The sequence below is a fragment of the Devosia psychrophila genome (genome assembly GCF_000971275.1).
Classification (GTDB): Bacteria; Pseudomonadota; Alphaproteobacteria; order Rhizobiales; family Devosiaceae; genus Devosia; species Devosia psychrophila.
This window is the reverse complement of sequence record NZ_LAPV01000040.1, coordinates 1-24,210: the sequence shown is the minus strand read 5'-3', so window position 1 is coordinate 24,210 and position 24,210 is coordinate 1. Positions and strand designations below refer to the sequence as shown.

Here is a 24,210-nt window from a genome sequence, read left to right as displayed (position 1 = left end):
GAAGGCATCGCTCAGGGCTGACCAAACTAGAAGTGGTAGCCGATGCCAACGGTCGCGCGGGCGCCGTCGAAAGCACTGACGCGGATGGCGGGGTCAAAGAAGCCGAGGCCGGTGAGTTGGCCGCGCACTGAAATGGCTTCGGTCACGGCGAATTCGACGCCAGCGCCCAACTGGTAGATACCATTGGTGAACCCGCCGATGGTTTCGAGCCCGAGACCGCCGATGGCGTAAACCAGGACTTGATCGGTAATCACGGCCCCGACGCGCGCATTGGCGAAATACTGGCCGACGCCGGTGCCGCCATTGTTGAGATAGTCCGCGGTGGCTTCGAGCCCGAGCAGGATCGGGTCGGCAACGACGACGTTCACACCGGCATGGAGGCCAACGCTGCCGTAGGTTGTGGTCGGGTAAAACAGGCCCCCGAACTGCACGCCGGCATAGAGGCCATCCCATAAGAAACCAGCCGACTCCATGATTGGGGCAGGGGTGGTCGGGATGATGAGGTCAGCCGCAAGGGCCGCCGAAGAGAGAAGCGCAGCGGCGGCGACGCCGCGAGCCAGGGAACGAATGAGCATCTGAGGCCCCATGACTAAAGTTGGGAACAACCTGCCGTTCGAGGTTGCACATGGCAATGGCTGACGGGACAAAACCACCTGTGATGAAAAATCATCACCTGCCGATCGCTATCAGCGGCGAGTTATCTCGAAACGCAATCCATCGGCCGCGCTGTGTACGATGCAGTCATGGCCCTGCTGCCTGCAATGGAGCGGAATATCTATCTTGGCCATTGGGTCCGTCGCCAGCACGACAAGAACAGCGCCCGGCGGCAGGGCACCCAGGCGCTTTTCCATTTTCAACACCGGCAGCGGACATTTCAGCCCGCGTGCGTCGATCGTTTCAGGCTCAGTTGCCAAGAACCAGAACCCAGTGCACGCCGTAGCTTGAGCTCCCGTTAAACGCTACGGCCACGCCGGCCTTCGTTGCATTGGAGCGCAGGCCCGTCGCATCGGCTGCGCTGTTGCGCCAGCCCGAGAAGGTCTCGCCAAACGTCGCATAACCGGCGCTGAGCTTCATGGTCAGGCTTTGCGGTGACTGTGGCGGGGTGCCGGTCTGCGCATATTGATTGGCCAGGGCCTGGGCCGTCCCGTCAAGCGCTGCGTCCGAGATCAAGGCCGGCTGGCCCGTGGTGGCGCGATAGGCATTGATCAGGCCGATGGCTTCGGCGCGATTGAGCGTAGCGCCGGGCTGGTCCATGCGGGCCGACAGGCCCTGCGAAAGCGCGGCAGCGGAACTGCTGCCGCCGCCCGCCATGCCGCCCATGCTGCAGCCGGCGATCGTTATCGCTGCCAGAAGGGCGGCGAGGGGCAAAATGGCCGGCTTGAAGTGGCGCAAAACGGTCATGGTCAATCCTTACGTCAAACTCGAGAAAACTGTGCTGGGCCGATTAAGCGGCCAGCAAGGCTAAAAGATGGTGCGGGGGTTATAGGGCAATGAGGCTGACATTAGCTTAACGGGGGGTGAATTCGTTGCTCTGGCGTATTGGCTCCGCAAGCAATGCTGTCTGCTGGGGCTCGGCTGCGCCGGCCAATGCTGACCGTTAGTAAGTCGCCTCGATCTTTTCTCTGGCGGCGGTCGCCAAAAATGCGGATCGGGTCAGTCCCAATCGACTGGCTGCGTCATCGATGGCCTGTAGCAGTCCGGTATCGAGGGATATATTGGCGCGTGCGGGCTTGCCAGAGTTGAGGACCAGGGGGATGACCGCGAACATCGCCGGTCCTTCGGCAAAGGTCGCAACGACATCATCGTCATGTCGAAGCTCTTCGATCCCGCGGGGGGGCCGCAAACGACCGCCGTCTGCCACAACGTCAGCGCTCCATTCAGCAAGCGCGGCCCCAGCGTTCTTGATCGCCTCATCCACTGTATGGCCCATTGCGACACATCCCGGAGTATCGGGAAAACTCACCCCGTAGGCACCCGGCGTACCGTCTACAATCGCTACATATCTAGACATTTTCTTTCCTTGCCGGCGATCGCCGGCCGTAATGGTTCGCGCATCACGGGGGCAATTTACCAACCCGCCGCCTTTGCAATCGACCTCGCCACACCGGGTGAAACGGTGGGATGCCTGGGAACTATGATCGGCATGCAACCCACTTTCGTGAACTTGTCGTGGTTGCCACCGCCAACATTGGTCCACCCGTCGCGATCCAAACGCGCCTTGATCTTTTTGGTGTTGTTCTCGTGTTGCGATTTTATCTCCTGCTATCAGCAGTGCGCATATATATGCGCACAATAAAACAAACATCAAGAAGGCTTGCGCGCTGTTGGCCGGTTGGACTGCAAAAGGTAGAGCTGGCGGGCATCAGGCCCGAGAAGACATAAGGCTTACGGGCGTCATCTAATGCCCAAGCCGTGGTTTTTGAATGCGTGGTGACCCCGGCGGGATTCGAACCCACGACCCCCGGATTAGGAATCCGGTGCTCTATCCAGCTGAGCTACGGGACCACGGGTTGGCAAATACCAGTTAGGGCGGGTGGTTACAAGGTTGGGACGCGGCTGAGTTGAGGGCGTGACGGCATTTGTGCCCGCCATTCGAGCGCAGCTCTCATGGCCTTCTTGCCTCAAACCGCTCCAGCGGAGCGATATGCCCTGCGGGACGGCTCGAAGTCTTGCGGTCGCCATATGTTTGAGGCAAACCGGATGGCAACGCATCGCTCATGAAGGTTCACGCAGATGGCCCATCCGGTTTCTCCTCTCGCGCCAAAATCCTATCCGGAACTGCCGGTTATTGCCGGCATGCGCTTTGCCACGGCCGAGGCGGGGATCAAGTATAAAAACCGCACCGACGTGCTGCTGATGGCGTTCGACGAGGGCACTACGGTCGCGGGCGTCGTTACCAAGTCGAAGTGTTCGTCGGCGGCGGTCGATTGGTGCAAGGCCAACCTGCCGGGCGGAATTGCGCGCGGGCTGGTGGTCAATTCGGGCAATGCCAATGCCTTTACCGGCGCCAGGGGCCAGCAGAGCGTCGAGCAGACGGCGGATTATGCGGCCAAGGCGCTGGGCTGCCAGACACATGAGATTTTTCTCGCATCGACCGGCGTGATCGGCGAGCCGCTGGCGGCTGAAAAGTTTGCCGGCGTGCTGGACGAGGCGGCGACGCGACTAGGCGATACGCCGTGGATCGATCCGGCCAAGGCGATCATGACCACCGACACGTTTCCCAAGCTCAATGGCGCCATTGTCGAACTGGACGGCGTCGAGGTGAAGATCAACGGCATCGCCAAGGGCAGCGGCATGATCGCGCCCGATATGGCCACCATGCTGAGCTTCGTGGTCACCGACATGCCGATCGCCGCGCCGGTGCTGCAGGCGCTGCTGAGCCAGCATGTGCAGACCAGCTTCAACGCCATCACTGTCGATAGCGACACCTCCACCTCCGATACGCTGCTGGCGTTTGCCACTGGCAAGGCTGCGGTTGAGCCGATCACCAGCTTGGACGATCCGCGCGCCGAGATTTTCGGCTTAGCGCTGCGCGATGTGCTGTTCGATCTCGCCATCCAGGTGGTGCGCGATGGCGAAGGCGCCACCAAGCAAGTGTCGATCCATGTCGAGGGCGCGGTTTCCGACGCCTCGGCGTTCCGCATTGCCAAGTCGATTGCCGACTCGCCGCTGGTCAAGACCGCGATTGCCGGCGAGGACGCCAATTGGGGTCGCGTGGTGATGGCGGTGGGCAAGGCGGGCGAGCCGGCCGACCGCGACAAGCTGGCGATCCGCTTCGGCGACCTGCTGGTTGCCAAGGATGGCGAGCGCGCCGTGGTCTACGACGAGGCCGCTACCAGCGCCTATATGAAGGGCGAAGACCTGGAACTGACAGTCAGCCTCGGGCTGGGCGACGGTCGTGCCACGGTCTATACCTGCGACCTGACGCATGGCTACATCACCATCAATGGCGATTATCGGAGCTGAAATGACGCTGCCCGATGTCGAAGCCTTTGAACGGGCAGGCCTCGAAGCCTGGCCGGGCATCGAAGTAAAATGGGATGGCAGCTGGGTGCGCCGTGCCGCGGGTGGTTACACCAAGCGCGCCAACTCCACGCAGTGCCTTGACCCCGAGGATGGCGAAGATGCCGACCTGCGGCTGATCTCGGCTAGTTCATGGATGGTGATCCGGCGCATCAAGCCGGTATTCCGCATCACGCCGCTGTCCAGCCCCGACCTCAACGAAGCGCTCGACGAGGGCGGCTGGCAAACCATCGGCGACAGCCATCTGTTCGCTATGGAACTGGGCAGCCATGAGCCTGATGCCGAGGCCAAGCTTCTGCCGGCGCTGGATCCGGTGTTTCTTTCGGCCCAGAAACACCTGCAGGGCTATAGCGACGCGACCGTCCTGGCGATGCGCAACCTGCTGGCGACGCTGGCGGTGCCTGCCACTGGCGTTGTCCTCTATAGCGACGGGCAACCGGTCGCTTCGGCTCTGATGGCCATTTCCAACGGCATTGTCGTCACCGGCAATGTGATTACCGACAAGACGAGGCTTCGGCAGGGATTGGCTGGGGCCATGATGCGCAGCGGGCTGGACTGGGCGCGGCGCGAAGGCGCCACGGTTGCTGCGCTTTCTGTCGGCGCCGACAATGCCGGCGCCCAAGCGCTTTATGCCGGGCTCGGCTACACCCACCAATACGACTACGCCTATCGCATTCCGAGGCAGGTATGAGCGGGCAAGCACTGCTGCTGGTCGTGGCGGTTGCCCTGGTCGACGCCGACCGCCGCGTGCTGATTGCCCAGCGCCCCGAGGGCAAGTCGATGGCCGGGCTATGGGAGTTTCCCGGCGGCAAGGTCGAGGCGGGCGAAACGCCGGAGGCGGCGCTGATCCGTGAACTGGAGGAAGAACTCGGCATTTCGACGCAAACGGCGTGCCTTGCGCCAGTGTCCTTCGCCAGCCACTCTTACGAGAATTTTCACCTGTTGATGCCACTTTACGCCTGCCGGAAATGGCAGGGTACGCCGGAGCCGCGCGAGCATATTGCGCTCAAGTGGGTCCGGCCGCAAAACCTGCGCGACTACCCCATGCCACCGGCGGACGAGCCGCTGATCGCCGCCTTGTGCGATCTGCTGTAGTCCAGTTTCTATCGCCGGGGGGCGCGTATGCTGGTTGCCAAGATCAAGACATTCCTCGGCGATGAGGGTGGCGCTACCGCCATCGAATATGCCCTGATCGCCACGCTGATTGCCATGGCCATCATCGCCAGTGCCATAGTTCTCGGCGATGGTATCAGAGGCCTGTTTAACAATGGCACGACAGAGGTGCTGACCACCCAGACCGGCAAGATCTAACGCGTAAGCGGCACTATTGCAGCGCTACAACCTTGTATTTCTGCCCGGCGACGATCGCATCTCCGGGATAGAGGTCGTTGATAATGTAAAACAGCTCGATGCCACGGTTCAGTCCGGCCATCTGCTTTGCCAGCGAATCGGCGCTGTCGCCCGCCTTGGCAATGACCACGCGCACGGCGACCTTGCGAACCTGGTTCAGATCGCTGGCGTCGGAGCGGCGGAAGCTCTTGAGCGTCGTATCGGCGCCTTGGGCGAAGCGGTTGCTATCGCTCTTGGCGGCAAAGATAAAGCGATACACCTGGCCATCGAGGCGCATCACCGAAACGCGGAAGAACCACTGGTCGGTCTGGGCCAGCCCGGAAGCCATTTCGATGCCGTTATAGCTTTGCGTGGTGACGCTGTTGGCCTTGAGCCCGGCGATCCAGCCCGACTTGAGATAATCGGCCAGCGGCACATTGGCCTGCACGTCGGCGCTGTCAAAGCGCACGGCCTCGCCATCGCCGGCCACGCCAACGACGGCACTCTGCGAATTTTGCAGGGTATAGCCTTCGGGCACGATGAACGTGAATTTGGACGCGGTATGGATGAAGCGGCGGCCGACGATGGAGCCCTGCGCCGGGCTATCGCCAAAGGTCAGGCCGGCGATCGAGGCAAGGTAGCCATCGCGGTCGATTTCGCCGCTTTCGGTCTGGCCGAACATGGTCTTGGAGGTGTCGAGCGCCTTCTGGATGCGCGCGGGCGTCGAGGGATGCGACGACAGGAAGCCCTCGCCGCCGTTTTCGCCAGCCGAGAAGCTGGCAAAGCGGCTCATCACGCCGAGGAAGCGCGCGGCGGCCTGGCTATCATAGCCCGCCTTGCCGGAAAACTTGATGCCTTCGCGGTCCGCTTCCAGTTCCTGGTTCTGGCTGAAGGCCGCCATGCTTTCGCGGGTGCGGTTGGCGGTGGCGTCGGTTGAGGTATCGCCCCCGAACACGCCGGTGATGACGCGGTCGACGATTTGGGTGGTGCGGGTGCGGTCGGTGCGGGCGCGGGCGTGGCGCAGCGTCACGTGGGCGATTTCGTGGGCCAGCACGGCCGCCAGTTCACTGGTGTCGGAGGCGAGTGCCAGGATGCCGCGCGTCACATAGATATAGCCACCCGGCAGCGCGAAGGCATTGACCTCGGAGCTGTCTAGGATGGTGACCTGGTACTGGGCATTGGGCTGGCTGGCCGAGGCAAGCAGGCGACCGACGATGCGGGCCACCATGATTTCGGCCGGGCGGTCGGAATAGACGCCACCATAGGCGGCAATGATGCGCGGATGCTCGCGGCGGCCGATCACCACGTCGTCGGGGTCGGTTCCTTCGGGCACTACTGTGGGTGCGCGGATGTCGCCGGTCTGGCTGACGGCGATATTGGAGCCCGTCAGGCTGCTGCAGGCGCTCAGCGCCAGCAGGGAAACTGCCAGAATGCCATTGCGCAAACCTTTGCCGATATGCCCCAAACCCGTCATTGCAGTGCCAGAACCTCAATCTGCTCGGGATGGGTCACTTCGATGCGCGGACCATCCCGGTCGTCCACCCATCCGCGTATGCGCAGGAACGCGTTGTCCAGCGACAGCGGGTCAACACCAGCCTCGGCAAACAGCCGTAGGGCAGGCGCTTCGATCACGGCGGTGAAGTCTTCTTTATAGAACCGGCCGAAATTGAGGTAGACCCGCCCGCCGCGTTGTTCGGCGAGAAGGACCCGGCCTTCGACAAGTTCATAGTGGCCGGCCCGAGCGAGGAGGTCGCCTGGCGCGTCCGCCGCACGGATGCTGTAATAGGGATCGGCCCAGATGCCAAGCCCGCCAAGCCGCGCACGACCCTCGCCCGCGAACAATAGATCGAGACAGGCCCGATTGTCGGGAAACGAATAAACCCGCGCCAGGCCCTTGGCGACCATGGCCTGCTGCGCCCAGATTTCGCCTTCGGGCGTGGTCACGAAGACATGGGCGAGGATGCGGCCATAGCGGTCGATTTTCTCGCCGCCAAAGCCCAGTTGCACCGGCTTGTTGAGCGCCACGGCCTCAAGCGCTACCTTGGCTTCGCGTGCCAGTGGCCAGGTCGGATAGCCCTCGCGGCCGAGCGGCAATTTGGGAGCTTGAGTACCGATCATGCGGATGATGCGGCCATCGTCCAGCACCACCGTATCGCCATCGGTCACCGTCGTGATGATGCCGCCGGGCTCCATGCGCAGGCTCTCGCAGGCGAGTGCCGCCACCGAGACTGCGCTGAGGGCTGCGAGAGTAGCAAGACGAACGAAACTGGCGTTGAGCAAATCGGGCCCCGGAAAGATTTCGTTCACCATGCACCCAAATACGGCAAAAAATCGTGAACAGCCGCAGGTTGGATGCGATGGCGAGCGAAATATGTGGGGTACGGACTTGGTCGGGCGACGGCAGGCTTTTTGCCGGCGATGAAAGCGCCGAAACGCTGGGCGACAGCCGATACCTCCCCCGTGCGGGGAGGGATCAAGGCATGGAGAAGTTTGGCTCGGATATCGGGGCTCTCGCACCTCCACCCCACCTCCCCCTCGGGGGGGGGGCGACGCGATGGATGGGGGCGGCAGCGCCCGACCAACCAAAGCTTCCGCATAAAGTGCTTTACTGCGCAGTTGCGCCAGCAGCATCCGTCTCGGTCTGCGAATCCACGGCGGCCTTCAGCGCGGCGTCGGGGATATCGATCGCCACGCCATCCATCAGGCGGGCCACGGTCTTATCGAACGTCGCCATCAGCAATTGCTGCTGCAACTGGCTGGCGACCTGTTCGAAGGCCGGTGCGCTGGATTGGCGCTTTTCTTCAAGCTTGATGACGTGCCAGCCGAACTGCGACTGCACCGGGGCCGAGACCTGGCCAACGTCGGTCAGGGCAAAAGCGGCAGCCTCAAAGGGCGCAACCATCATGCCGGGGCCAAAAAAGCCGAGGTCGCCGCCATTGGCAGCGCCTGGGTCGATCGATTTTTCCTTGGCGAGCGTGGCGAAATCGGCGCCGCCATCGAGTGCGGTCTTGACCGCATTGGCCTCTTCTTCGGTTGGGACCAGGATGTGGCTGGCGCGGATTTCGTCGGCAGGCACGAAATCGGCGACGAATTTATCATATTCGGCGCGCACGGCTTCTTCAGTCACCGAATTGGCGATGGTGTCGGCAAAATAGGCGCGGCGCAGGGCGCGGTCCTTGAGATAGGCCAGGCGCTGCTGGAACAGCGGAGTTTCCGCCATGCCTTCATCCTGGCCAGCCTTGGCCATCACCTTCATGTCGATCAGCACGCGCAGCAGGAACGGCTTGCGCTGTTCTTCGGGCATCTGGCTGAGTTCCTGGGTCAGGTCCTCGGCGGCAAAGCTCAGGTCGGCCTCGGTGATCGGCGCGCCGCCCACGGTCGCCACCACGGTTTCGGGCGCTACGGGAGCAGCTTCTGCAGCCGGCGCCTCGGCAGCCGGCACAGCATCCTGGGCCATTACCGGAGCAGCCAGCGCACCGGCGGCAAGAAACAGCGCAAGCATGCTGGTCCGGGCAAGGCGCAACGAGGAAGAAATCATGAGGTTCAGTCTCCTGGGCCGGCGCTTGTGCTGCGCCCTGGCTCGTTGATAATCGGCAAAGCGCGCCCTGATGGGCTGGCGCGGGATCGTGATGGTTTCCCGGCCTGCCTCACATAGCAACGGGGCCAAAATGTGCCCCATGGCGCCGTTGAGCAACCAATGGTCGAAAAACCCGTTCTTGCCTGGCTCTCCGGCTGGGCGAGACGAGGTGTCGCCCATTTCGGCGACGTTGACAAGACAAGGCCCCGCTCTTACATCTCAGCCGCTTTTTCCGCCGCTTGGCGGGACATCAGAAATTCTAAGCCCGAAAGGCTTTCTCATCGCGTCGACGCGGCCGAACGGGCCCATTTCGCACCTCCCCCGTCGCACCCCGATGAGCTATTTAAGGACCTGACCTATGGCATTTGGCTCGCTTGCCCGGCGGATATTCGGTTCTCCGTCAGACCGGTCCGTAAAGCGCTTCCAGAGCAATGTGGCGGCGATCAACGCGCTTGAGCCCGAACTCGAAAAGCTCGGCGATGAAGCGCTGCGCGCCCGCACTGCCGAGTTCAGGGCCAGTCTCGAAAACGGCGGCAGTCTCGATGATTTGATCGTGCCCGCTTTTGCGACCGTACGCGAGGCGTCAAAGCGCGTCCTGGGCATGCGCCATTTCGACGTGCAGCTGATCGGCGGCATGGTGATGAACGAGAGCGGCATCGCCGAGATGCGCACGGGCGAAGGCAAGACGCTGGTGGCCACGCTGCCGATGTATCTCAATGCACTCACCGGCAAGGGCGCCCATCTCGTTACCGTCAACGACTACCTCGTCAAGCGCGATGCGGCCTGGATGGGCCAGATCTACAACTTCCTCGGGCTGAGCTGGGGCGTCATCGTCCACGGCATGACCGATGTGGAGCGCAAGGAAGCCTATGGCGCCGACATTACCTATGGCACCAACAACGAACTCGGCTTCGATTACCTGCGCGACAACATGAAATATACGCGCGCCCAGATGGTGCAGCGCGGCCATGCCTTCGCCATCGTCGATGAAGTCGATTCGATCCTGATCGACGAGGCCCGCACCCCGCTGATCATCTCAGGTCCGTCCGATGATCGCAGCGACCTCTATCTCAAGCTTGACGCCATCATCCCGATCATCGGCGAGGACGATTTCGAACTCGACGAGAAGCAGCGCTCGGTAACCTTCACTGATCAGGGCATCGAAAAGCTCGAAGCCCGGCTGACCGAAGAGGGCCTGCTGAAGTCCGGCTCGCTGTATGACGTCGAAAACGTTGCGCTGGTGCATCACGCCAATTCGGCGCTGCGTGCCCACAAGCTGTTCCGCAAGGACAAGGACTATATCGTCCGCCAGACCCCAGAAGGTGGCGAAGTCGTCATCATCGACGAGTTCTCGGGCCGCATGATGCCGGGCCGCCGTTATTCGGAAGGCCTGCATCAGGCGCTGGAAGCCAAGGAAGGCGCCAAAATCCAGCCGGAAAACCAGACCCTGGCTTCGATTACCTTCCAGAACTATTTCCGCCTCTACAAGAAGCTGTCCGGCATGACCGGTACGGCGGCCACCGAGGCCGAAGAATTTGCCGATATCTACAAGCTCGACGTGGTCACCGTGCCGACCAACGTAGCGGTGCTGCGCAAGGATGACGAGGACGCCATTTTCCGCACCGCGGCCGAGAAGTTCGACGCCATCGCCGAGCTGATCAAGGAATGCCACGGCCGTGGCCAGCCTGTCCTCGTCGGCACGACTTCGATCGAGAAGTCGGAAATGCTGGCCGAACTGCTGCGCGCCAAGAATGTGGGCAGCATGAACGTGCTCAATGCCCGCCACCACGAGCAGGAAGCCTTCATCGTCGCCGACGCCGGCCTGCCGGGCGCCATCACCATCGCCACCAACATGGCTGGCCGCGGTACCGATATCCAGCTCGGCGGCAATCTCGAAATGCGCATCGAACGGGAGACGGTCGAACTTGAAGGCGAGGCCCGCGAGGCCAAGATCGCCGACATCAAGAAGACCATCGCATCGGACAAGGCCAAGGCCCTCGTCGCAGGTGGCCTGATGGTTATCGGCACCGAGCGCCACGAAAGCCGTCGCATCGATAACCAGCTTCGTGGTCGTTCTGGCCGCCAGGGCGACCCGGGCCATTCGGCCTTCTTCCTGAGCCTTCAGGATGACCTGATGCGCATCTTCCCGGTCGACAGCATGGATTCCATGCTCGGAAAGCTTGGGCTCGAGCAGGGCGAGTCGATCACCCATCCGTGGGTCACCAAGGCAATCGAACGCGCCCAGGGCAAGGTCGAGTCGCGCAACTTCGATATCCGCAAGAACATCCTCAAGTACGACGACGTGATGAACGATCAGCGCAAGGTGATCTTCGAGCAGCGCATCGAAATGATGGATGCCGAGGATATCAGCGAGACCGTCATCGAGATGCGCCACGACGTGGTGGACAACATCATTTCCAAGGCCATTCCACCGCGCTCCTATCCCGAGCAGTGGAATGTCGAACAGCTCGAAGCTGCGGCCAAGACCTATCTCAACATCGACGTTCCGGTGAAGGATTGGGCGGCCGAAGAAGGCATCGACCCCGAGGTCGTGACCGAGCGGTTGATCGCTGCCGTCGACGCCGCGGCGGCTGCCAAGGAAGAGCGCACCATTACCAATATGGCGGCGGCCGGCCAGTCCAACCCGACCGTGATGCGCCAGGTGGAAAAGTCGATCCTGCTGCAATCGATCGATGGTCTGTGGCGCGAGCATCTGGTGACGCTCGATCATCTCTCTAAGGTCGTGGGTTGGCGCGGTATCGCCCAGCGGGATCCGCTGACCGAATACAAGCAGGAGGCCTATGAGCTGTTCCAGGGTCTGCTCGCCAACCTGCGCGAGCTGGTGACCACGCAACTCAGCCATATCGAGTTGCAGCCGCGCGTTAGCACCCCGCCGGTGCCCGATCTCAGCCGCCTGCGCGAAACCCATATCGACCCGTTGACCGGCGAGAACGATGCCGATGGCGGCGACACCATCGCCGACTCGCTCGGTGCAGTTGGCAGCGATCCGTCGCTGAAGCCGATCGACCCGAAGTTGCTCGAAGGCGTCTCGCGCAATGCGCCATGCCCCTGCGGCTCCGGCAAGAAGTTCAAGCACTGCCACGGTGCTTTCTGATAGCGAAACGGCCCGGAGCGATCCGGGCTTTTTTTTTGTCAGGCAAGTCTACCGGACCGTTGCCCCCTCTCCCCTTGGGGGAGTGTTTACATCGTTGGCAAAACCTACCCCGCCCGACGCCTTCGGGGCCACCCTCCCCACAAGGGGGAGGGATAAGAAAGAGCCGTGATCAGTGTTCTGGCGCCTCCCTCCCCTGAATGGGGAGGGATTGAGGGTGGGGTGATGGGAGCCACAATGTGCCCGTTGTAAACACCGCCCTTGGGGGAGGGCCGGAGCTCAGCAGGTCACCCTGATCTCCGCAAACCCGGTCATGCCGTCCTGGCCGGCCGAGACCACGCCAATCATGCAGGCGCTGTTGGGCAGCGGGATATTGCCGCCTGCCGCGATCACCGTGCCGTCGGCCAGAGACATGAAGCCATTGTCCACGCCACCGATCTCCACTGTGCCGTCAAAGCCGCACACCGGGTAACGGTCGCCGGCGGAGACCAGGAAGCGCGTGCCGGTGGGCATGCAATCGCCGGAGATGGCAGTCGGTGCTGCGGCTGTCGTGGTGGGCAAGGCGGTGGTGGTCGCCGCGGTCGGGACAGGGGCGCTGCGCCAGTCTTGTTCCAGGATGGAAAGCCGGTTGGACAAGTCAGTCAGGTTTGCACTGTCGGTGGTCGATGGCGTGCCCTGCTGGCGGCCGTAAAGCTCGAGCGCGACGCGCAACTGCGCGATATCTGTCGAAAGGCGCACCACCTCGCGCTGCGTCTCGCTATAGGTCCAGGCACTGGCGCCGAGCGCGGCAATGCCCACGAGGCCGACGACGAAGCTCAGCACATTCGACAGCGGCATGCGGCGGCGCGCTGGTCGCACATAGTCGATCCGCTTCTCACCCTGGACGTCGACCGGTTCTGTCTCTTCCAAAGCGATGTTCTCCGTTGCTGGCGCTACCGGGATCACATCCGCGCAGATTGCGGCCCAGATATGGTGGCGGCCGCGTGGTTTTCTAGCGCTGCAGGCGTGGCATCGGCGTTGGGGACGGCTTGCCGGTCATCACCGCAACCACATCTTCATCCTTGCCGCCGCCAAACACACTGCCCAGCCCTCCGATAAAGCCCGATATGGCCTGTCCGCGTTCCTTGGCCGCCACTTCCGATGCAGCCAGCCGCTCGGCCTCGGCGGCAATGCGGCTGGCCTTCTGGGCTTCGCTATCGACGGCGGTGACAAAGGCGGCGTCTTCTGCGGCAAGCTTTTCAGCCATGCCGGCAACCTGCACCACGGCAGGGCAGGGGCCCATCGGGTTGAGCGCACCGCCACCAGCGGCATTGAAAATATACTGCCCTTCGCAGACGTCCCATGCCGGCGGCGCCTTGGTCAGGTCGAACAGGTCGTAGCCTTCCTTGATGTCCTTCCAGAAGCTCAGATGCTGGTTGGCTGCCTGCTTGGCGAGGTTGGCGGCGGTCAACTTGAACGGGAAAATCTGCAGCTGGAAGCTCTTGTTGCCACCCTTGAAGGTCTCGCGTGCCAGGGCGTAGATCTCGGCGATGCCGTTATCGGTCATGGCGTAGCAGCCGCGCGACGAGCAATCGCCATGCACCATCAGGTCGGACCCGGTGCGGTTATGGGCGCGGTCGAACTTGTTGGGAAAGCCGGTGTTGAAGGCCAGGTAGTAATTGGACTTCGGGTTCAGCAGGCCGGGAGTGATGGTGTAAAACCCCTCAGGGCTTTGGCGGTCGCCTTCCTTGACCTTGGGACCGAGCTCGCCCGAAAAGGCGCAGATCTCGTAGGTCTTGAACATCTTGTAGCCGCCGCTGGTCTTTTTCCAGACTTCGAGCGTCTTTTCCTGCTTGAAAATGCGAACCACCATGGCCTCGCCGGGCGAAGAACCCATGCTGCGCAAGGCCGATTGCACCGCGCTGGGCAACGGCTGGTTGTGCCGGCTATCGCTGCTTTTAGGCAGGAAACCGCCACAGGCCACCAGCCCAAAGGCCACCCAGAGCAAAATCAGCGCCGATGAGAACTTGCGAAGAACAGTAACGGTCAAGATCGGCGGCCCGGTGCGAAACAATGTTGCCCCGACCCATATTCGATCGTGGTTACCCAAGCATGAGTTTTGCTGGTGAACGAAGCGTTATCACGCCGCATTTTCCTCCGGTAGCGGAGTCATCACGCAAGCGTGTAGAATTTGTGGGGTACGAGGGACGCGAGGAGGAAGGAAGAATTCCCCCACCTGGCCTCCCCCTGAAAGAGGGGGAGGAATCTGGCCGGTGGATGGGGTTCGATAGCGCCTCAAACTGGATTGAATTTCTCCCCCTCATCAGGGGGAGGCGAGGTGGGGGTACCCCCAACAAAGCCTCTTCTTCGCCGACCCCTTAAATCGTAGTCCCGATCGCCAAAAACTTCTCGCGGCGATGCTCGCGGGTTTCCAGCCGGCCCCTGCCAGCGAAATCCGCCAAAAACGTCGAGATGGCGTCGCGGGCCGAGGCCATTACCGTTTCCTGGTGGCGATGGGCGCCGCCGGCTGGTTCTGGAATGATCGAGTCGATGACGCCAAAGCCAAGCAGGTCCTGCGCGGTGATCTTTTGGGCGGTGGCCATGTCCTGCGCCTTGGCGGCGTCGCGGAACAGGATCGAGGCGCCGGCTTCGGGCGAGATCACCGAATAAATCGAATTTTCCAGCATCAGCACGCGGTTGGCCACAGCGATGGCGATGGCGCCGCCGGAGCCGCCTTCGCCGATGATGATGGCGATATTGGGCACGCCCAGTTCAAGGCATTTCTCGGTGGAGCGGGCGATGGCCTCGGCCTGGCCGCGCTCCTCGGCGCCGATGCCGGGATAGGCGCCGGCAGTGTCGACAAAGGAAATCAGCGGAATGTTGAAGCGATCCGCCATTTCCATGATGCGCACGGCCTTGCGATAGCCCTCGGGGCTGGCCATGCCGAAATTATGCTTGAGGCGGGTCTCGGTCGAATTGCCCTTTTCCTGGCCCAGCACGGCAATCGACTGGCCGTTGAAGCGGCCAAAGCCCGCCTGCAGGGCCGCGTCTTCGCGATACTTGCGGTCGCCAGCCAGCGGCGTCCACTCGGTTATCAGCTTGCTGATATAGTCGGAAAAGTGCGGCCGTTGCGGGTGGCGGGCCACCTGAGTCTTCTGCCACGGGGTCAGGCGCTTGTAGATCTCGACCAGCGCCTCGTCGGCGCGGCTCGACAGCCGGTTGACCTCCTCGTCGATGCTGACGGCCTGGTCGGTCGCGGCCAGGGCCTTCAGCTCGGCGATCTTGCCTTCGAGATCGGCAACCGGCTTTTCAAAATCGAGATAGGACTGCATTCCACCTGCCCGTTGGGGGTCTATCCGTGGACCCGGTACTCTGGGTCGCTGCTGTTGCGCCCTAAAGTGGCCGGAAAGTGGCGATGGCGCAATGCCGAGTCAAGCATTGGCTGGGATTGAGGCACAGGAAAGCGCGCGGCAAGTCTCACTCTGCCAGCGGGTGGTGCGTCTCCACCAGCGTGCGCAGCTTCTCATCCAGCACATGCGTATAAATCTGGGTCGTTGAAATATCGGCATGTCCGAGCAGCATCTGCACCACGCGCAGATCGGCGCCGCCGGCCAGCAGGTGGCTGGCAAAGGCGTGGCGAAGCACATGGGGAGCAACGCGTGCCGAACTGATCCCTGCACGTCCTGCCAAAAGCTTGAGGTCGCGGCCAAACACCTGGCGGCTCAAATAACCCTCGGCGCCGCTGGCCGGAAACAGGAACGGTCCGGGCTCCATTGTCGCCACATAGGTCTTGATCGCGTCGCGCGCCCGGTCGTTGAGCGGCACGACGCGCTCCTTGTTGCCCTTGCCCCTGACGGTCAGGTAGCTGGTGTCGCGCATCACCGCGGAACGGCGCAGGCTGACCAGTTCGCTGACGCGGAGGCCCGTGGCATAAAGCAATTCGAGCAGCACATAGAGCCGCAAGGCACCGGCCTGCTTTTCCGGGGTCGGTTCGGCATTGGCCTCGGCTTCCGCCGTCACCAGCAGGCGTTCGACCTCTTCGATCGAGAGCACCTTGGGCAGCGCACGCCGGCTTTTCGGGCTGGCAACGATGCGGGTCGGGTCATCGCTACGGATGCCGTCCGCACAAAGGAAACGATGAAACTGGCGAATTGCGGAAAGCCGGCGCGCCGCGGACGACGCCGAAAGCCCATCGAGCCGCAAGCGGTCAAGGTAGGCGTTGACGGTCTCGCGCTGGACCGTAATCAGCGTCATCTGCCGACCGGCGACGAAGCCGGCATAGTCGGAGAGATCGCGGCGATAAGCATCGATGGTGTTTTTTGCAGCGCCGCGCTCGGCACTCATCATTTCAAGAAAAGCCCCGATCAGATGGCTGGTCACGGCGCGGCAGGCTCCACAGGTGGCACGACGGGTGCTGCGTCTGGTGTAGTCTCCGTGCCAGGCAGCGCCCGCTGTCCACCATTCAACAGCTCGGCCGCCGGGATACGAATGGTCACCTGCTTGGGCGTCGGCTCGACGAAGCTGACCAGCGCGATCATGCCCGCATAGACGAGGCCAGCAAGAAAAAGCAGGCTGATGATGAGGCGGATCAAGGTTGGCATGGCGGTCCGGCGGTCAAAACTGGTTATAATTTGACGACAAAAGGTTTCGTTTCCGTAGGCATGATGCTTTTTAGCGCGGGGCTGCGCAAGTTCTTGACAGCGGGGGCTTGGCCAGCTTGATAGCGGTGCATCAGGGGAGCGCCTTTTGAACCGACCGGACGCGGCATTGCGGCAGGCTCGCGCCGAACAGCTAGTTGAACGCTTGGGCGGACGACCGCTGGTGCTGGTTGGCATGATGGGCGCAGGCAAGACTACGGTCGGCCGTCGCCTGGCGGCTCGCCTCAACCGCAATTTTCTCGATAGCGATGAAGAGATCGAGAAGGCGGCGCAGATGACCATTCCCGAAATCTTCGAGCAGCGCGGCGAGCCCGAGTTCCGCGCCGGGGAAACCCGGGTCATTGCCCGCGTGCTGAAGGAATATGGCGTGGTGCTGGCCACCGGCGGCGGTGCCTTCGTCAATCTTGAGACGCGGGCGTTGATGAAGGGGGAGGCCGTGACAGTCTGGCTCAAGGCCGAGATCGATATCCTGTTCGAGCGCGTTTCCCGCCGCTCCAATCGCCCACTGCTCAAAACGGCCAACCCCCGCGCTACCCTGCAGAAGCTGATCGACGATCGCTACCCCATCTATGCCGAAGCCGACGTCACGGTGATTTCGCGCGACGTGCCGCAGGATGCCGTGGCCGGCGACGTAGTCGAGGCCGTGCTTTCCTACCTCAAGCGCCAGGACCGATCAGATGGCTGATATCGCCCACACGGTTCACGTCGCCCTTGGCGATCGCGCCTATGACATTTTGATCGGCGACAGCCTGCTCGATGATGCCGGCATCATTCTGGCCGAGCGTTTCCCCGACAGGCGCTATGGCATCATCACCGACGACAACGTCGCCCAGGCGCAATTGCCGCGCCTGATCGCTTCGCTCGATGCGGCAGGGCTCAGCCATACTGAAATTGTGCTTCCAGCCGGCGAGAGCACCAAGTCCTGGGCCTTTGTCGGCCAGGCCGTCGAAGGCATTCTGGCCGCCCGCCTCGAACGCGGCGACCTCATCATCGCCCTCGGTGGCGGCGTTATCGGCGATCTCGCCGGGTTTGCCGCGTCCATCGCCCGGCGTGGCATGGATTTTATCCAGATGCCGACCTCGCTACTAGCGCAGGTCGACAGCTCGGTCGGTGGCAAGACCGGGATCAATTCGCCGCATGGCAAAAACCTGATTGGCGCCTTCCACCAGCCCAGGCTGGTGCTGGCCGACCTGTCGACGCTGGACACGCTCAGTGCCCGCCAGTTCGCCGCGGGTTATGCCGAAGTGGTCAAATATGGCCTGATCGACGACGAGGAGTTCTTTTTCTGGCTCGAGGCCAACCAGGCCGAGATCTTTGCCGGCGGGCCGGCCCGCGGCGAGGCGATTGCCCGTTGTTGCGCCCACAAGGCGCGCGTGGTGATCGAGGATGAAAAAGAACTCGGCGTCCGCGCCCTGCTCAATCTCGGCCACACCTTCGGCCATGCGCTGGAAAAGGACACCGGCTATTCCGACCGCCTGCTGCATGGCGAGGGCGTCGCTATCGGCATGGTGCTCGCGCATGGCTTTTCAGCCAGGCTCGGCCTCGCCCCCAGCCAGGACACTGGCCGCATCGTGGCGCACTTGCAAAAATCCGGCCTGCCTACCACTTTGAGTAACATCCCGGGCACGCTGGGCTCCACCGAAACTCTGATGGCCGCCATCGCGCAGGACAAGAAAGTCTCGCGCGGGGCGCTGACTTTCATCCTCACCCGCGGTATCGGCCAGGCGTTTATCGAAAAGAATGTCGACGGGACGGCCGTGGCAGCGTATCTGAACGAGGTGCGTTAAGCAGAGTTGGGCTAGCCATGTCATGGGACGTTGCGGCTATGTATTTTGGGTTGGCATGGATCATGATCCTGCCTGCGTGGAGCCGGAACAGCCTGATTGTCCTCGCGCTTTTCGGTTTTACGATGTTCCCCGTTCTGTTCGCTGTTGCCACCATCCACAAGCCGAACTCCATCAATGAGTATGTTTCTCTGCCGGCGCTGCTCATAGGGGTAGTAGGGCTGCCGATCTTCATTCTTTCCGTGATCGGCAAAGCATTTTCACTTCGACTGGACTACCGCCTTCGCCAGCGTGATCGACACGAGAATAATACAGAGCGACTTCGCTAGGCGCTGCGTGGTAGTTCAAACGGCCCTTCACCGGGCAGGACTTCGATTGCCAGGGCGTGGATGGGATTGTCCATCTCGGCCGCAAGCGTCTCCATTACAGCGCGGTGTTGCGCTACGCGGCTCATCCCGTCAAAATGACGGGTCGCGATTCTGACACGAAAATGGGTTTCACCACCCTCCTGCCACCCGGCGTGACCGTGATGATCCATCGATTCGTCGATGACATCGAGGAAAGCGGGGGCAAACCTTTCGGTGAGCTTGGCTGTTATGGTGTCTGTGACGCTCATGGCGCTGGCCTCCAAATGGCTTTGGCACTTAACTATGCGAGAATGAAACTGTCGTCCAAGATCTTCGATTCAATTCGCATCAAGCCGCGCAAGGAAGAAAAAGCTGCGCAGATTGAGCACGTGTGTGACTGGGAAGGCTGCGAGCTGGCCGGTGAGTATCGTGCGCCCAAGGGCGCCCGCAGCGAAGGGCAGTATCATCATTTCTGCCTCGAGCATGTCCGCCACTACAACACGGCCTTCAACTTCTTTTCCGACATGGACAAGGAGCAGCTCGACGCGGCGCTGCATACGCCGCCCAAGGCCGAGGCGCGATCCAGCTTTGCCACCGGAAATCCCGGGATGAATGCTTCGGCCGCCCGCGCGGCGCGCGAAACCCTGCGCCCAGGCGACAAATATGGCGACCCGTTTGGCGTGTTTGCCAAATACCGCCATCGCCAGTCGCAGAAGCCGGTCACCGAGCGGGTCAAGCCGCTGCACGAGCAGGATCGCCGCGCGCTCGAAACACTGGGCATCATCGGCCAGCCGAAGTCCGAAGATATCAAGCGCGCCTACAAGACACTGGTCAAAATCCATCATCCCGACGCAAATGGCGGCGATAAATCCTCCGAAGACCGGCTGCGGACAATCATTTCCGCCTACAGCCACCTCAAGAAAGTTGGCTTCGTCGCGAACTAGCCATGCGGTCGGGTGGCTACCGCCTCCGTCACATTGCTGCTATAGAGCGCCCGACTTTTCGCCGTCCCGCCCGATCATTCCGCCAAGAGCAAAGCCCATGACTGACTACACCAATCTGCCCGACACCGAATATTCAGCACGGGAGCTGTTCGGCATCGACACGGACATGAAGGTGATGGGCTACAAGGAAGCCAATTCGCACGTGCCGCCGCTGGACCCGGACTATCTGTTCGATCGCAACACGACTCTGGCGATTCTGGCAGGCTTCCAGTTCAACCGCCGCGTCATGGTGCAGGGCTATCACGGCACCGGCAAGTCGACCCATATCGAGCAGGTCGCTGCGCGCCTTAACTGGCCGCTGGTCCGCGTCAATCTCGATAGCCATGTTTCGCGTATCGATCTCGTCGGCAAGGACGCGATCGTGCTCAAGGACGGCAAGCAGATCACCGAGTTCCGTGACGGCATCCTGCCATGGGCCGTCCAGAACAACGTCGCACTAGTGTTCGACGAATATGACGCTGGCCGGCCGGACGTGATGTTCGTGATCCAGCGCGTGCTCGAAGTCGCGGGTCGCTTGACCCTGCTCGATCAGAACCGCGTCATCGTGCCCCATCCGGCATTTCGGTTGTTCTCGACTACCAATACCATCGGTCTGGGCGATACGTCGGGCCTCTATCATGGCACCCAGCAGATCAACCAGGGCCAGATGGATCGCTGGAGCCTCGTCACCACGCTGAACTACCTGCCGCATGACAAGGAAGTCGGCATCGTGCTGGCCAAGAACAAGTTCTACGGCCAGAACGACAAGGGCAAGAAGCTGGTGTCCAACATGGTGCGCCTTGCCGACCTGACCCGCTCGGCCTTCATCAATGGCGACCTGTCGACCGTGATGAGCCCGCGTACCGTCATCACCTGGGCCGAAAACTCCCAGATTTTCGACGGCGACATTGGCTTTGCCTTCCGGCTGACCTTCCTCAACAAGTGCGACGAACTCGAGCGCCCCGTGGTTGCCGAATTCTACCAGCGCGTGTTCGGCGAAGACTTGCCGGAAAGCTCGGCGAACCTCGCCGTAACGGCCTGACGCAAAGGCTCCTTTACCCGCCATTACGCGGCGACCTCTCCCCGAAAGGGCGAGGCAAGGGGCAGTGAGCGCACCACAACTTTTCCTCTCCCTTTGTGGGGGAGGTCGGCCCAAAGGGCCGGGTGAGGGCGCCTTCCTTCCCGGTCACACAGTGAACCGGTAGACCATGGCACAACCACCGCGCAGCAAAGCCAATAAGCCCGACCAGACCCAGGTGTTCAAATCCGCCATGGGTGCGACGGTGCGCGCCATCGGCGGCAAGGCTGACCTCGAAGTCACCTTCACAGCCGATCGGCCGCTGCTGACCTCCGATAAAGCGCGTCTCGCCAATTTGCCCCGCCTGCCGAGCCGCCGCGATATCGCCATTGCCCGTGGGCAGGGCGATGCCATGGCGATGCGTCTCGCCAGCCACGATCCCGATACCCATCGCAAGCGGGTTCCGATGGACCCGATTGCCCGCGCCGCCTTCGATGCGCTGGAGCAGGCCCGCGTCGAAGCACTGGGCTGCGTGCGCATGCCCGGCATGGTCGGCAATATCGGCGAGATGCTGGAAGACCGGCTGTTCCGCGCCAATTTCGCCGAGGTCAGCGACAGGGGCGATGCGCCCATAGCCGAAGCGCTTGGCCTGCTGCTGCGCGAAAAACTGGCTGGTGTGCCGGTGCCGCCTTCGGGCCATGCGCTGGTCGATCTGTGGCGCAAGGAGATCGAGGACAAGGGCGGCAAGTCGCTCGACGATCTGCTGTCGCTGTATGAAAATCAGGACAAGTTCAGCAAGGCCGCCAAGGTGCTGCTGCGCGACCTAAACTTGGTGCCCGAAAGCGAGCTGGAAGATCCCTCCGACAGCGACGAGGATAGCGACGATAGCCAAGAGCCCGATCAGGGCGATGCGTCCGACAAGTCGCCCGAGCAGGGCGAAGGCGAAAACGACGCCGACCAGAGCCAGGATGACGAGCAGGCCGGCGAGTCGGAAGAAACCGGCGATGTCGACGGCATCGAATCCGACATGGCCGACAGCGACGAGGATGCGGCCGCCGAAGCCGGCGAAGACGCGCCGATGCCGCCCCCGGCCAAGGATGGCGGCACCCAGCTTTCCAACCAGTTCAACTACAAGGTGTTCACCCAGAAGTTCGACGAGATCGTCAAGGCGGCAGACCTCTGCCCCCCTGACGAGCTCGATCAGCTCCGCGCGCTGCTCGACAAGCAGCTGGAAAACCTGGCAGGCGCCGTTGCGCGTCTCGCCAACAAGCTGCAGCGCCGCCTGATGGCCAAGCAGAACCGTTCGTGGCAGTTCGACCTCGAAGAAGGCCTGCTCGACACGGCGCGCCTTACCCGCGTGGTCACCGATCCGATGCAGGCGCTCAGCTTCAAGGTCGAGAACGACACCGACTTCCGCGACACCGTGGTGACGCTGCTGATCGACAATTCCGGTTCGATGCGCGGTCGCCCGATCACTATCGCGGCAATCTGCGGCGATATTCTCGCGCGCACGCTGGAGCGTTGTGGCGTCAAGGTCGAGATCTTGGGCTTCACCACCCGCGCCTGGAAGGGCGGCAAAAGCCGTGAGGCTTGGCTCGAAGCCGGGCGCCCTGCCACGCCGGGCCGCGTCAACGATGTACGCCACATCATCTACAAGGCCGCCGAAGAGCCGTGGCGCCATGCCCGGCGCAATCTCGGCCTGATGATGCGCGAAGGCCTGCTCAAGGAAAACATCGACGGCGAGGCCCTGGAATGGGCGCGCAAGCGGTTGATGGCTCGTCCTGAAGCGCGCCGCATCCTGATGGTGATTTCCGATGGCGCGCCGGTCGATGACTCGACCCAGAGCGTCAACGCCGGCAATTATCTCGAAGCCCATCTGCGCCAGGTGATCGAAGATATCGAAACCCGCTCACCGATACAGCTGGTTGCCGTCGGCATCGGCCATGACGTGACGCGCTATTACAAGCGCGCGGTGACCCTGCTCGATGCCGAGGAACTGGCCGGCGCGCTGACCGATGAGCTGGCTGCCCTGTTCGACGAGGAAATGCCCAGCCAGACGCGGCGGCGGGGCAGGTGATGAGGCGGCCTGCCGCCATCGCTGCGGCAATACTGGCGGGTGTGATGCCCGCCATGGCGGTCGAAGCGACGGTGACGGCAACCCAGGTCACCCAGTTCAATAATGCCGCGGTCGGCGAGATCGTGGACAAATTGATCTTCCGCGGCGGCATTGCCATGACCAGCCCCGACGATACGTTCGGCGGCCTCTCGGGTCTCACCAAAACCGGGCCAAACCACCAGGCCCTGTTCGCCACCGATCGCGGCAATTTCGTCACCGGCCACCTGATCTATGACGATGCAAACAGGCTTTTCGGCTACATCGGCGTCACCATCGAGCCGATGCGGAATTCAAAGGGCGACGTGCTGCCGCGCCAATATGCCAAGGACGCCGAAAGCGTCGACACAGTCTATCGCGATGGCGCGCCGGTTGCAGTGCGGGTCAGCTTCGAGCACCTGACGCGCGTCGCCGAATTCAAGTTGACCAACGGTATCCCCGGCGGTCCAGCCCGCGAAATACCGATCCCCGACTGGCTTACCGACGCCCGCACCAACGAGACGTTGGAATCGGTCTGCATCGCACCGCCCGCCTCGGCCGTCGTCGGCTCGACGCTTTTGATTACCGAAGAAGTCCTCGATGAAGCGGGCAATCATCGCGCTCAATTGTTGGGCCAAGACGACCACGGCCCGCTGAGCTATCAAACCAGCCCGGTGGTCAACCCAACCGAGTGCGCCTTCCTGCCCAACGGCGACCTGCTGGTGCTGGAACGCGGCATTTCGATGCTGAATTTCGTCATGAACCTGCGCCGCGTCCCCGCCGCCGAAGTCCGACCCGACAACCTGATGGTCGGCGAATTATTGCTATCTGCCACCGGCGGCTCGATCGACAACATGGAAGCCATGACAGTCCACACCGCGCCCGACGGCGAGCTGCGGATCCTGATCGGGTCAGACAATAATTTCAACGACTGGCAAAGATCACTGCTGCTGGAATTCGCATTGCCGAAGTAGGGTTTTCTTTGGGGTACCCCCACCCAACCTCCCCCTGACAAGGGGGAGGAGCCAGATCGAGTTTTTGGAACTATTGAGCGACAATCACCGGGCGGATTCCTCCCCCTCATCAGGGGGAGGCCAAGTGGGGGTACCCAACATGGACTCTCCCGGCCGTATCCCTAATACCAACGGGGATTATTTGTGACTCGTTTTGGATTCCTTCTCCAGGGAATTACTGATTCCATGGGGCGAAGGAAATTCGCCCATGACAGTCTCGGTTCGGATCAGGCAGGATTATTCGTCGCAAGAGCTTCGGCGCCTGGCATCACGGAGCAAAGACGCCAATCAAAGC

Annotated in this window: 26 protein-coding genes and 1 tRNA gene; 12 read left to right on the top strand and 15 right to left on the bottom strand. The window is 62.1% G+C overall.

Annotated features, from left to right (window positions below; all coding sequences use genetic code 11):
- Positions 1-26: 26 nt before the first annotated feature.
- The 6 genes from WH91_RS03685 to WH91_RS03665 all read right to left on the bottom strand — a co-directional run bounded on the left by WH91_RS03685 (position 27) and on the right by WH91_RS03665 (position 2,505).
- On the bottom strand, positions 27-575 hold the full coding sequence (locus WH91_RS03685; protein ID WP_046169666.1) for an outer membrane protein: 549 nt from the start codon (positions 573-575) through the stop codon (positions 27-29).
- Between the two features lie 111 nt (positions 576-686).
- Positions 687-914: a sulfurtransferase TusA family protein gene (locus tag WH91_RS03680; RefSeq protein ID WP_046169665.1), complete on the bottom strand. Its 228-nt coding sequence runs from the start codon at positions 912-914 to the stop codon at positions 687-689.
- Positions 904-1,401 (bottom strand): CAP domain-containing protein, encoded by a 498-nt coding sequence (locus tag WH91_RS03675; RefSeq protein ID WP_046169664.1) that lies wholly within the window; start codon positions 1,399-1,401, stop codon positions 904-906. The genes WH91_RS03680 and WH91_RS03675 overlap by 11 nt, the downstream gene beginning before the upstream one ends.
- 196 nt (positions 1,402-1,597) lie before the next feature.
- Positions 1,598-2,011 carry a type II toxin-antitoxin system HicB family antitoxin gene (locus tag WH91_RS03670; RefSeq protein ID WP_046169663.1) on the bottom strand — a complete coding sequence of 138 codons (414 nt, stop codon included), beginning with the start codon at positions 2,009-2,011 and terminating at the stop codon, positions 1,598-1,600.
- Between the two features lie 56 nt (positions 2,012-2,067).
- The gene (locus WH91_RS23085) at positions 2,068-2,223 is read right to left on the bottom strand and encodes a type II toxin-antitoxin system HicA family toxin (protein WP_280140252.1); all 156 of its coding nucleotides are present in this window, start codon (positions 2,221-2,223) and stop codon (positions 2,068-2,070) included.
- Positions 2,224-2,428: 205 nt separating this feature from the next.
- Positions 2,429-2,505, bottom strand: a tRNA-Arg gene (locus WH91_RS03665).
- 228 nt (positions 2,506-2,733) lie between these two features.
- On the opposite strand from WH91_RS03665, the gene argJ reads away from it, so the two are divergent.
- From argJ to WH91_RS03645, 4 genes are read left to right on the top strand one after another with little or no spacing between them, the layout of a single operon-like run.
- Positions 2,734-3,966 carry a bifunctional glutamate N-acetyltransferase/amino-acid acetyltransferase ArgJ gene (gene argJ, locus WH91_RS03660; protein ID WP_046169662.1) on the top strand — a complete coding sequence of 411 codons (1,233 nt, stop codon included), beginning with the start codon at positions 2,734-2,736 and terminating at the stop codon, positions 3,964-3,966.
- Position 3,967: 1 nt separating this feature from the next.
- Complete coding sequence (locus tag WH91_RS03655; protein ID WP_046169661.1) at positions 3,968-4,714, top strand: GNAT family N-acetyltransferase; 747 nt, start codon at positions 3,968-3,970, stop codon at positions 4,712-4,714.
- On the top strand, positions 4,711-5,118 hold the full coding sequence (locus WH91_RS03650) for a (deoxy)nucleoside triphosphate pyrophosphohydrolase (RefSeq protein ID WP_046169660.1): 408 nt from the start codon (positions 4,711-4,713) through the stop codon (positions 5,116-5,118). Before WH91_RS03655 ends, WH91_RS03650 begins: the two co-directional genes overlap by 4 nt.
- Positions 5,119-5,145: 27 nt before the next feature.
- Entirely contained in the window at positions 5,146-5,334 is a 189-nt protein-coding gene (locus WH91_RS03645; protein WP_143078241.1) for a Flp family type IVb pilin, read from the top strand.
- Between the two features lie 13 nt (positions 5,335-5,347).
- Here the strand turns inward: WH91_RS03645 and WH91_RS03640 are convergent, their stop codons facing one another.
- From WH91_RS03640 to WH91_RS03630, 3 genes are all read right to left on the bottom strand, one after another.
- Complete coding sequence (locus tag WH91_RS03640; protein WP_052952567.1) at positions 5,348-6,826, bottom strand: M48 family metalloprotease; 1,479 nt, start codon at positions 6,824-6,826, stop codon at positions 5,348-5,350.
- Positions 6,823-7,659 carry a thermonuclease family protein gene (locus WH91_RS03635; RefSeq protein WP_244542455.1) on the bottom strand — a complete coding sequence of 279 codons (837 nt, stop codon included), beginning with the start codon at positions 7,657-7,659 and terminating at the stop codon, positions 6,823-6,825. Before WH91_RS03635 ends, WH91_RS03640 begins: the two co-directional genes overlap by 4 nt.
- A gap of 298 nt (positions 7,660-7,957) precedes the next feature.
- Complete coding sequence (locus WH91_RS03630; protein ID WP_046169659.1) at positions 7,958-8,890, bottom strand: peptidylprolyl isomerase; 933 nt, start codon at positions 8,888-8,890, stop codon at positions 7,958-7,960.
- A gap of 397 nt (positions 8,891-9,287) precedes the next feature.
- Here WH91_RS03630 and secA point away from each other — a divergent pair, with 397 nt between their 5' ends.
- Positions 9,288-12,044 (top strand): preprotein translocase subunit SecA, encoded by a 2,757-nt coding sequence (gene secA, locus WH91_RS03625; protein WP_046169658.1) that lies wholly within the window; start codon positions 9,288-9,290, stop codon positions 12,042-12,044.
- Between the two features lie 276 nt (positions 12,045-12,320).
- Here secA and WH91_RS03620 read toward each other — a convergent pair whose 3' ends face one another.
- From WH91_RS03620 to WH91_RS03600, 5 genes are all read right to left on the bottom strand, one after another.
- Positions 12,321-12,950, bottom strand: coding sequence for a hypothetical protein (locus tag WH91_RS03620; RefSeq protein WP_046169657.1), 630 nt, complete (start codon positions 12,948-12,950; stop codon positions 12,321-12,323).
- Between the two features lie 82 nt (positions 12,951-13,032).
- Positions 13,033-14,070: a L,D-transpeptidase family protein gene (locus WH91_RS24860; protein ID WP_199533491.1), complete on the bottom strand. Its 1,038-nt coding sequence runs from the start codon at positions 14,068-14,070 to the stop codon at positions 13,033-13,035.
- A 328-nt stretch (positions 14,071-14,398) separates the two neighbouring features.
- Complete coding sequence (locus WH91_RS03610) at positions 14,399-15,352, bottom strand: acetyl-CoA carboxylase carboxyltransferase subunit alpha (protein ID WP_046169656.1); 954 nt, start codon at positions 15,350-15,352, stop codon at positions 14,399-14,401.
- A gap of 145 nt (positions 15,353-15,497) precedes the next feature.
- Positions 15,498-16,400, bottom strand: coding sequence for a site-specific tyrosine recombinase XerD (locus WH91_RS03605; protein WP_074797776.1), 903 nt, complete (start codon positions 16,398-16,400; stop codon positions 15,498-15,500).
- Positions 16,397-16,621 carry a hypothetical protein gene (locus WH91_RS03600; protein ID WP_074797778.1) on the bottom strand — a complete coding sequence of 75 codons (225 nt, stop codon included), beginning with the start codon at positions 16,619-16,621 and terminating at the stop codon, positions 16,397-16,399. Before WH91_RS03600 ends, WH91_RS03605 begins: the two co-directional genes overlap by 4 nt.
- 145 nt (positions 16,622-16,766) lie before the next feature.
- Between WH91_RS03600 and WH91_RS03595 the strand changes: the two genes are divergently transcribed.
- The 3 genes from WH91_RS03595 to WH91_RS03585 are packed head-to-tail and all read left to right on the top strand — an operon-like array spanning position 16,767 to position 18,791.
- Positions 16,767-17,363, top strand: a complete 597-nt coding sequence (locus WH91_RS03595) for a shikimate kinase (protein WP_046169655.1) — start codon at positions 16,767-16,769, stop codon at positions 17,361-17,363.
- Complete coding sequence (gene aroB, locus WH91_RS03590; protein WP_046169654.1) at positions 17,356-18,465, top strand: 3-dehydroquinate synthase; 1,110 nt, start codon at positions 17,356-17,358, stop codon at positions 18,463-18,465. The genes WH91_RS03595 and aroB overlap by 8 nt, the downstream gene beginning before the upstream one ends.
- A 17-nt stretch (positions 18,466-18,482) precedes the next feature.
- Positions 18,483-18,791, top strand: coding sequence for a hypothetical protein (locus WH91_RS03585; protein ID WP_046169653.1), 309 nt, complete (start codon positions 18,483-18,485; stop codon positions 18,789-18,791).
- Here the strand turns inward: WH91_RS03585 and WH91_RS24055 are convergent.
- Positions 18,788-19,078 (bottom strand): BolA family protein, encoded by a 291-nt coding sequence (locus tag WH91_RS24055; protein ID WP_046169652.1) that lies wholly within the window; start codon positions 19,076-19,078, stop codon positions 18,788-18,790. The genes WH91_RS03585 and WH91_RS24055 overlap by 4 nt on opposite strands.
- A 15-nt stretch (positions 19,079-19,093) precedes the next feature.
- On the opposite strand from WH91_RS24055, the gene WH91_RS03575 reads away from it, so the two are divergent.
- The 4 genes from WH91_RS03575 to WH91_RS03560 all read left to right on the top strand — a co-directional run bounded on the left by WH91_RS03575 (position 19,094) and on the right by WH91_RS03560 (position 23,876).
- Entirely contained in the window at positions 19,094-19,753 is a 660-nt protein-coding gene (locus tag WH91_RS03575; RefSeq protein ID WP_158409510.1) for a DnaJ domain-containing protein, read from the top strand.
- A gap of 97 nt (positions 19,754-19,850) precedes the next feature.
- Positions 19,851-20,834: a cobaltochelatase subunit CobS gene (gene cobS, locus WH91_RS03570; RefSeq protein ID WP_046169650.1), complete on the top strand. Its 984-nt coding sequence runs from the start codon at positions 19,851-19,853 to the stop codon at positions 20,832-20,834.
- Positions 20,835-21,000: 166 nt separating this feature from the next.
- The gene (gene cobT, locus WH91_RS03565) at positions 21,001-22,887 is read left to right on the top strand and encodes a cobaltochelatase subunit CobT (RefSeq protein WP_046169649.1); all 1,887 of its coding nucleotides are present in this window, start codon (positions 21,001-21,003) and stop codon (positions 22,885-22,887) included.
- Positions 22,887-23,876, top strand: a complete 990-nt coding sequence (locus WH91_RS03560) for an esterase-like activity of phytase family protein (protein ID WP_046169648.1) — start codon at positions 22,887-22,889, stop codon at positions 23,874-23,876. Before cobT ends, WH91_RS03560 begins: the two co-directional genes overlap by 1 nt.
- Positions 23,877-24,210: the final 334 nt, after the last annotated feature.

Bases quoted from the DNA above. Each gene is read 5' to 3' on its own strand.
- WH91_RS03675 (WP_046169664.1), bottom strand. From the start codon at position 1,401: ATGACCGTTTTGCGCCACTTCAAGCCGGCCATTTTGCCCCTCGCCGCC.
- argJ (WP_046169662.1), top strand. From the start codon at position 2,734: ATGGCCCATCCGGTTTCTCCTCTCGCGCCAAAATCCTATCCGGAACTG.
- WH91_RS03645 (WP_143078241.1), top strand. From the start codon at position 5,146: ATGCTGGTTGCCAAGATCAAGACATTCCTCGGCGATGAGGGTGGCGCT.
- WH91_RS03585 (WP_046169653.1), top strand. From the start codon at position 18,483: ATGTCATGGGACGTTGCGGCTATGTATTTTGGGTTGGCATGGATCATG.
- secA (WP_046169658.1), top strand. From the start codon at position 9,288: ATGGCATTTGGCTCGCTTGCCCGGCGGATATTCGGTTCTCCGTCAGAC.
- WH91_RS03575 (WP_158409510.1), top strand. From the start codon at position 19,094: ATGGCTTTGGCACTTAACTATGCGAGAATGAAACTGTCGTCCAAGATC.
- WH91_RS03650 (WP_046169660.1), top strand. From the start codon at position 4,711: ATGAGCGGGCAAGCACTGCTGCTGGTCGTGGCGGTTGCCCTGGTCGAC.
- WH91_RS03685 (WP_046169666.1), bottom strand. From the start codon at position 575: ATGCTCATTCGTTCCCTGGCTCGCGGCGTCGCCGCCGCTGCGCTTCTC.
- cobT (WP_046169649.1), top strand. From the start codon at position 21,001: ATGGCACAACCACCGCGCAGCAAAGCCAATAAGCCCGACCAGACCCAG.
- WH91_RS03640 (WP_052952567.1), bottom strand. From the start codon at position 6,826: ATGACGGGTTTGGGGCATATCGGCAAAGGTTTGCGCAATGGCATTCTG.
- aroB (WP_046169654.1), top strand. From the start codon at position 17,356: ATGGCTGATATCGCCCACACGGTTCACGTCGCCCTTGGCGATCGCGCC.
- WH91_RS03630 (WP_046169659.1), bottom strand. From the start codon at position 8,890: ATGATTTCTTCCTCGTTGCGCCTTGCCCGGACCAGCATGCTTGCGCTG.
- WH91_RS03670 (WP_046169663.1), bottom strand. From the start codon at position 2,011: ATGTCTAGATATGTAGCGATTGTAGACGGTACGCCGGGTGCCTACGGG.
- WH91_RS03610 (WP_046169656.1), bottom strand. From the start codon at position 15,352: ATGCAGTCCTATCTCGATTTTGAAAAGCCGGTTGCCGATCTCGAAGGC.
- WH91_RS03560 (WP_046169648.1), top strand. From the start codon at position 22,887: ATGAGGCGGCCTGCCGCCATCGCTGCGGCAATACTGGCGGGTGTGATG.
- cobS (WP_046169650.1), top strand. From the start codon at position 19,851: ATGACTGACTACACCAATCTGCCCGACACCGAATATTCAGCACGGGAG.
- WH91_RS24055 (WP_046169652.1), bottom strand. From the start codon at position 19,078: ATGAGCGTCACAGACACCATAACAGCCAAGCTCACCGAAAGGTTTGCC.
- WH91_RS03655 (WP_046169661.1), top strand. From the start codon at position 3,968: ATGACGCTGCCCGATGTCGAAGCCTTTGAACGGGCAGGCCTCGAAGCC.
- WH91_RS03600 (WP_074797778.1), bottom strand. From the start codon at position 16,621: ATGCCAACCTTGATCCGCCTCATCATCAGCCTGCTTTTTCTTGCTGGC.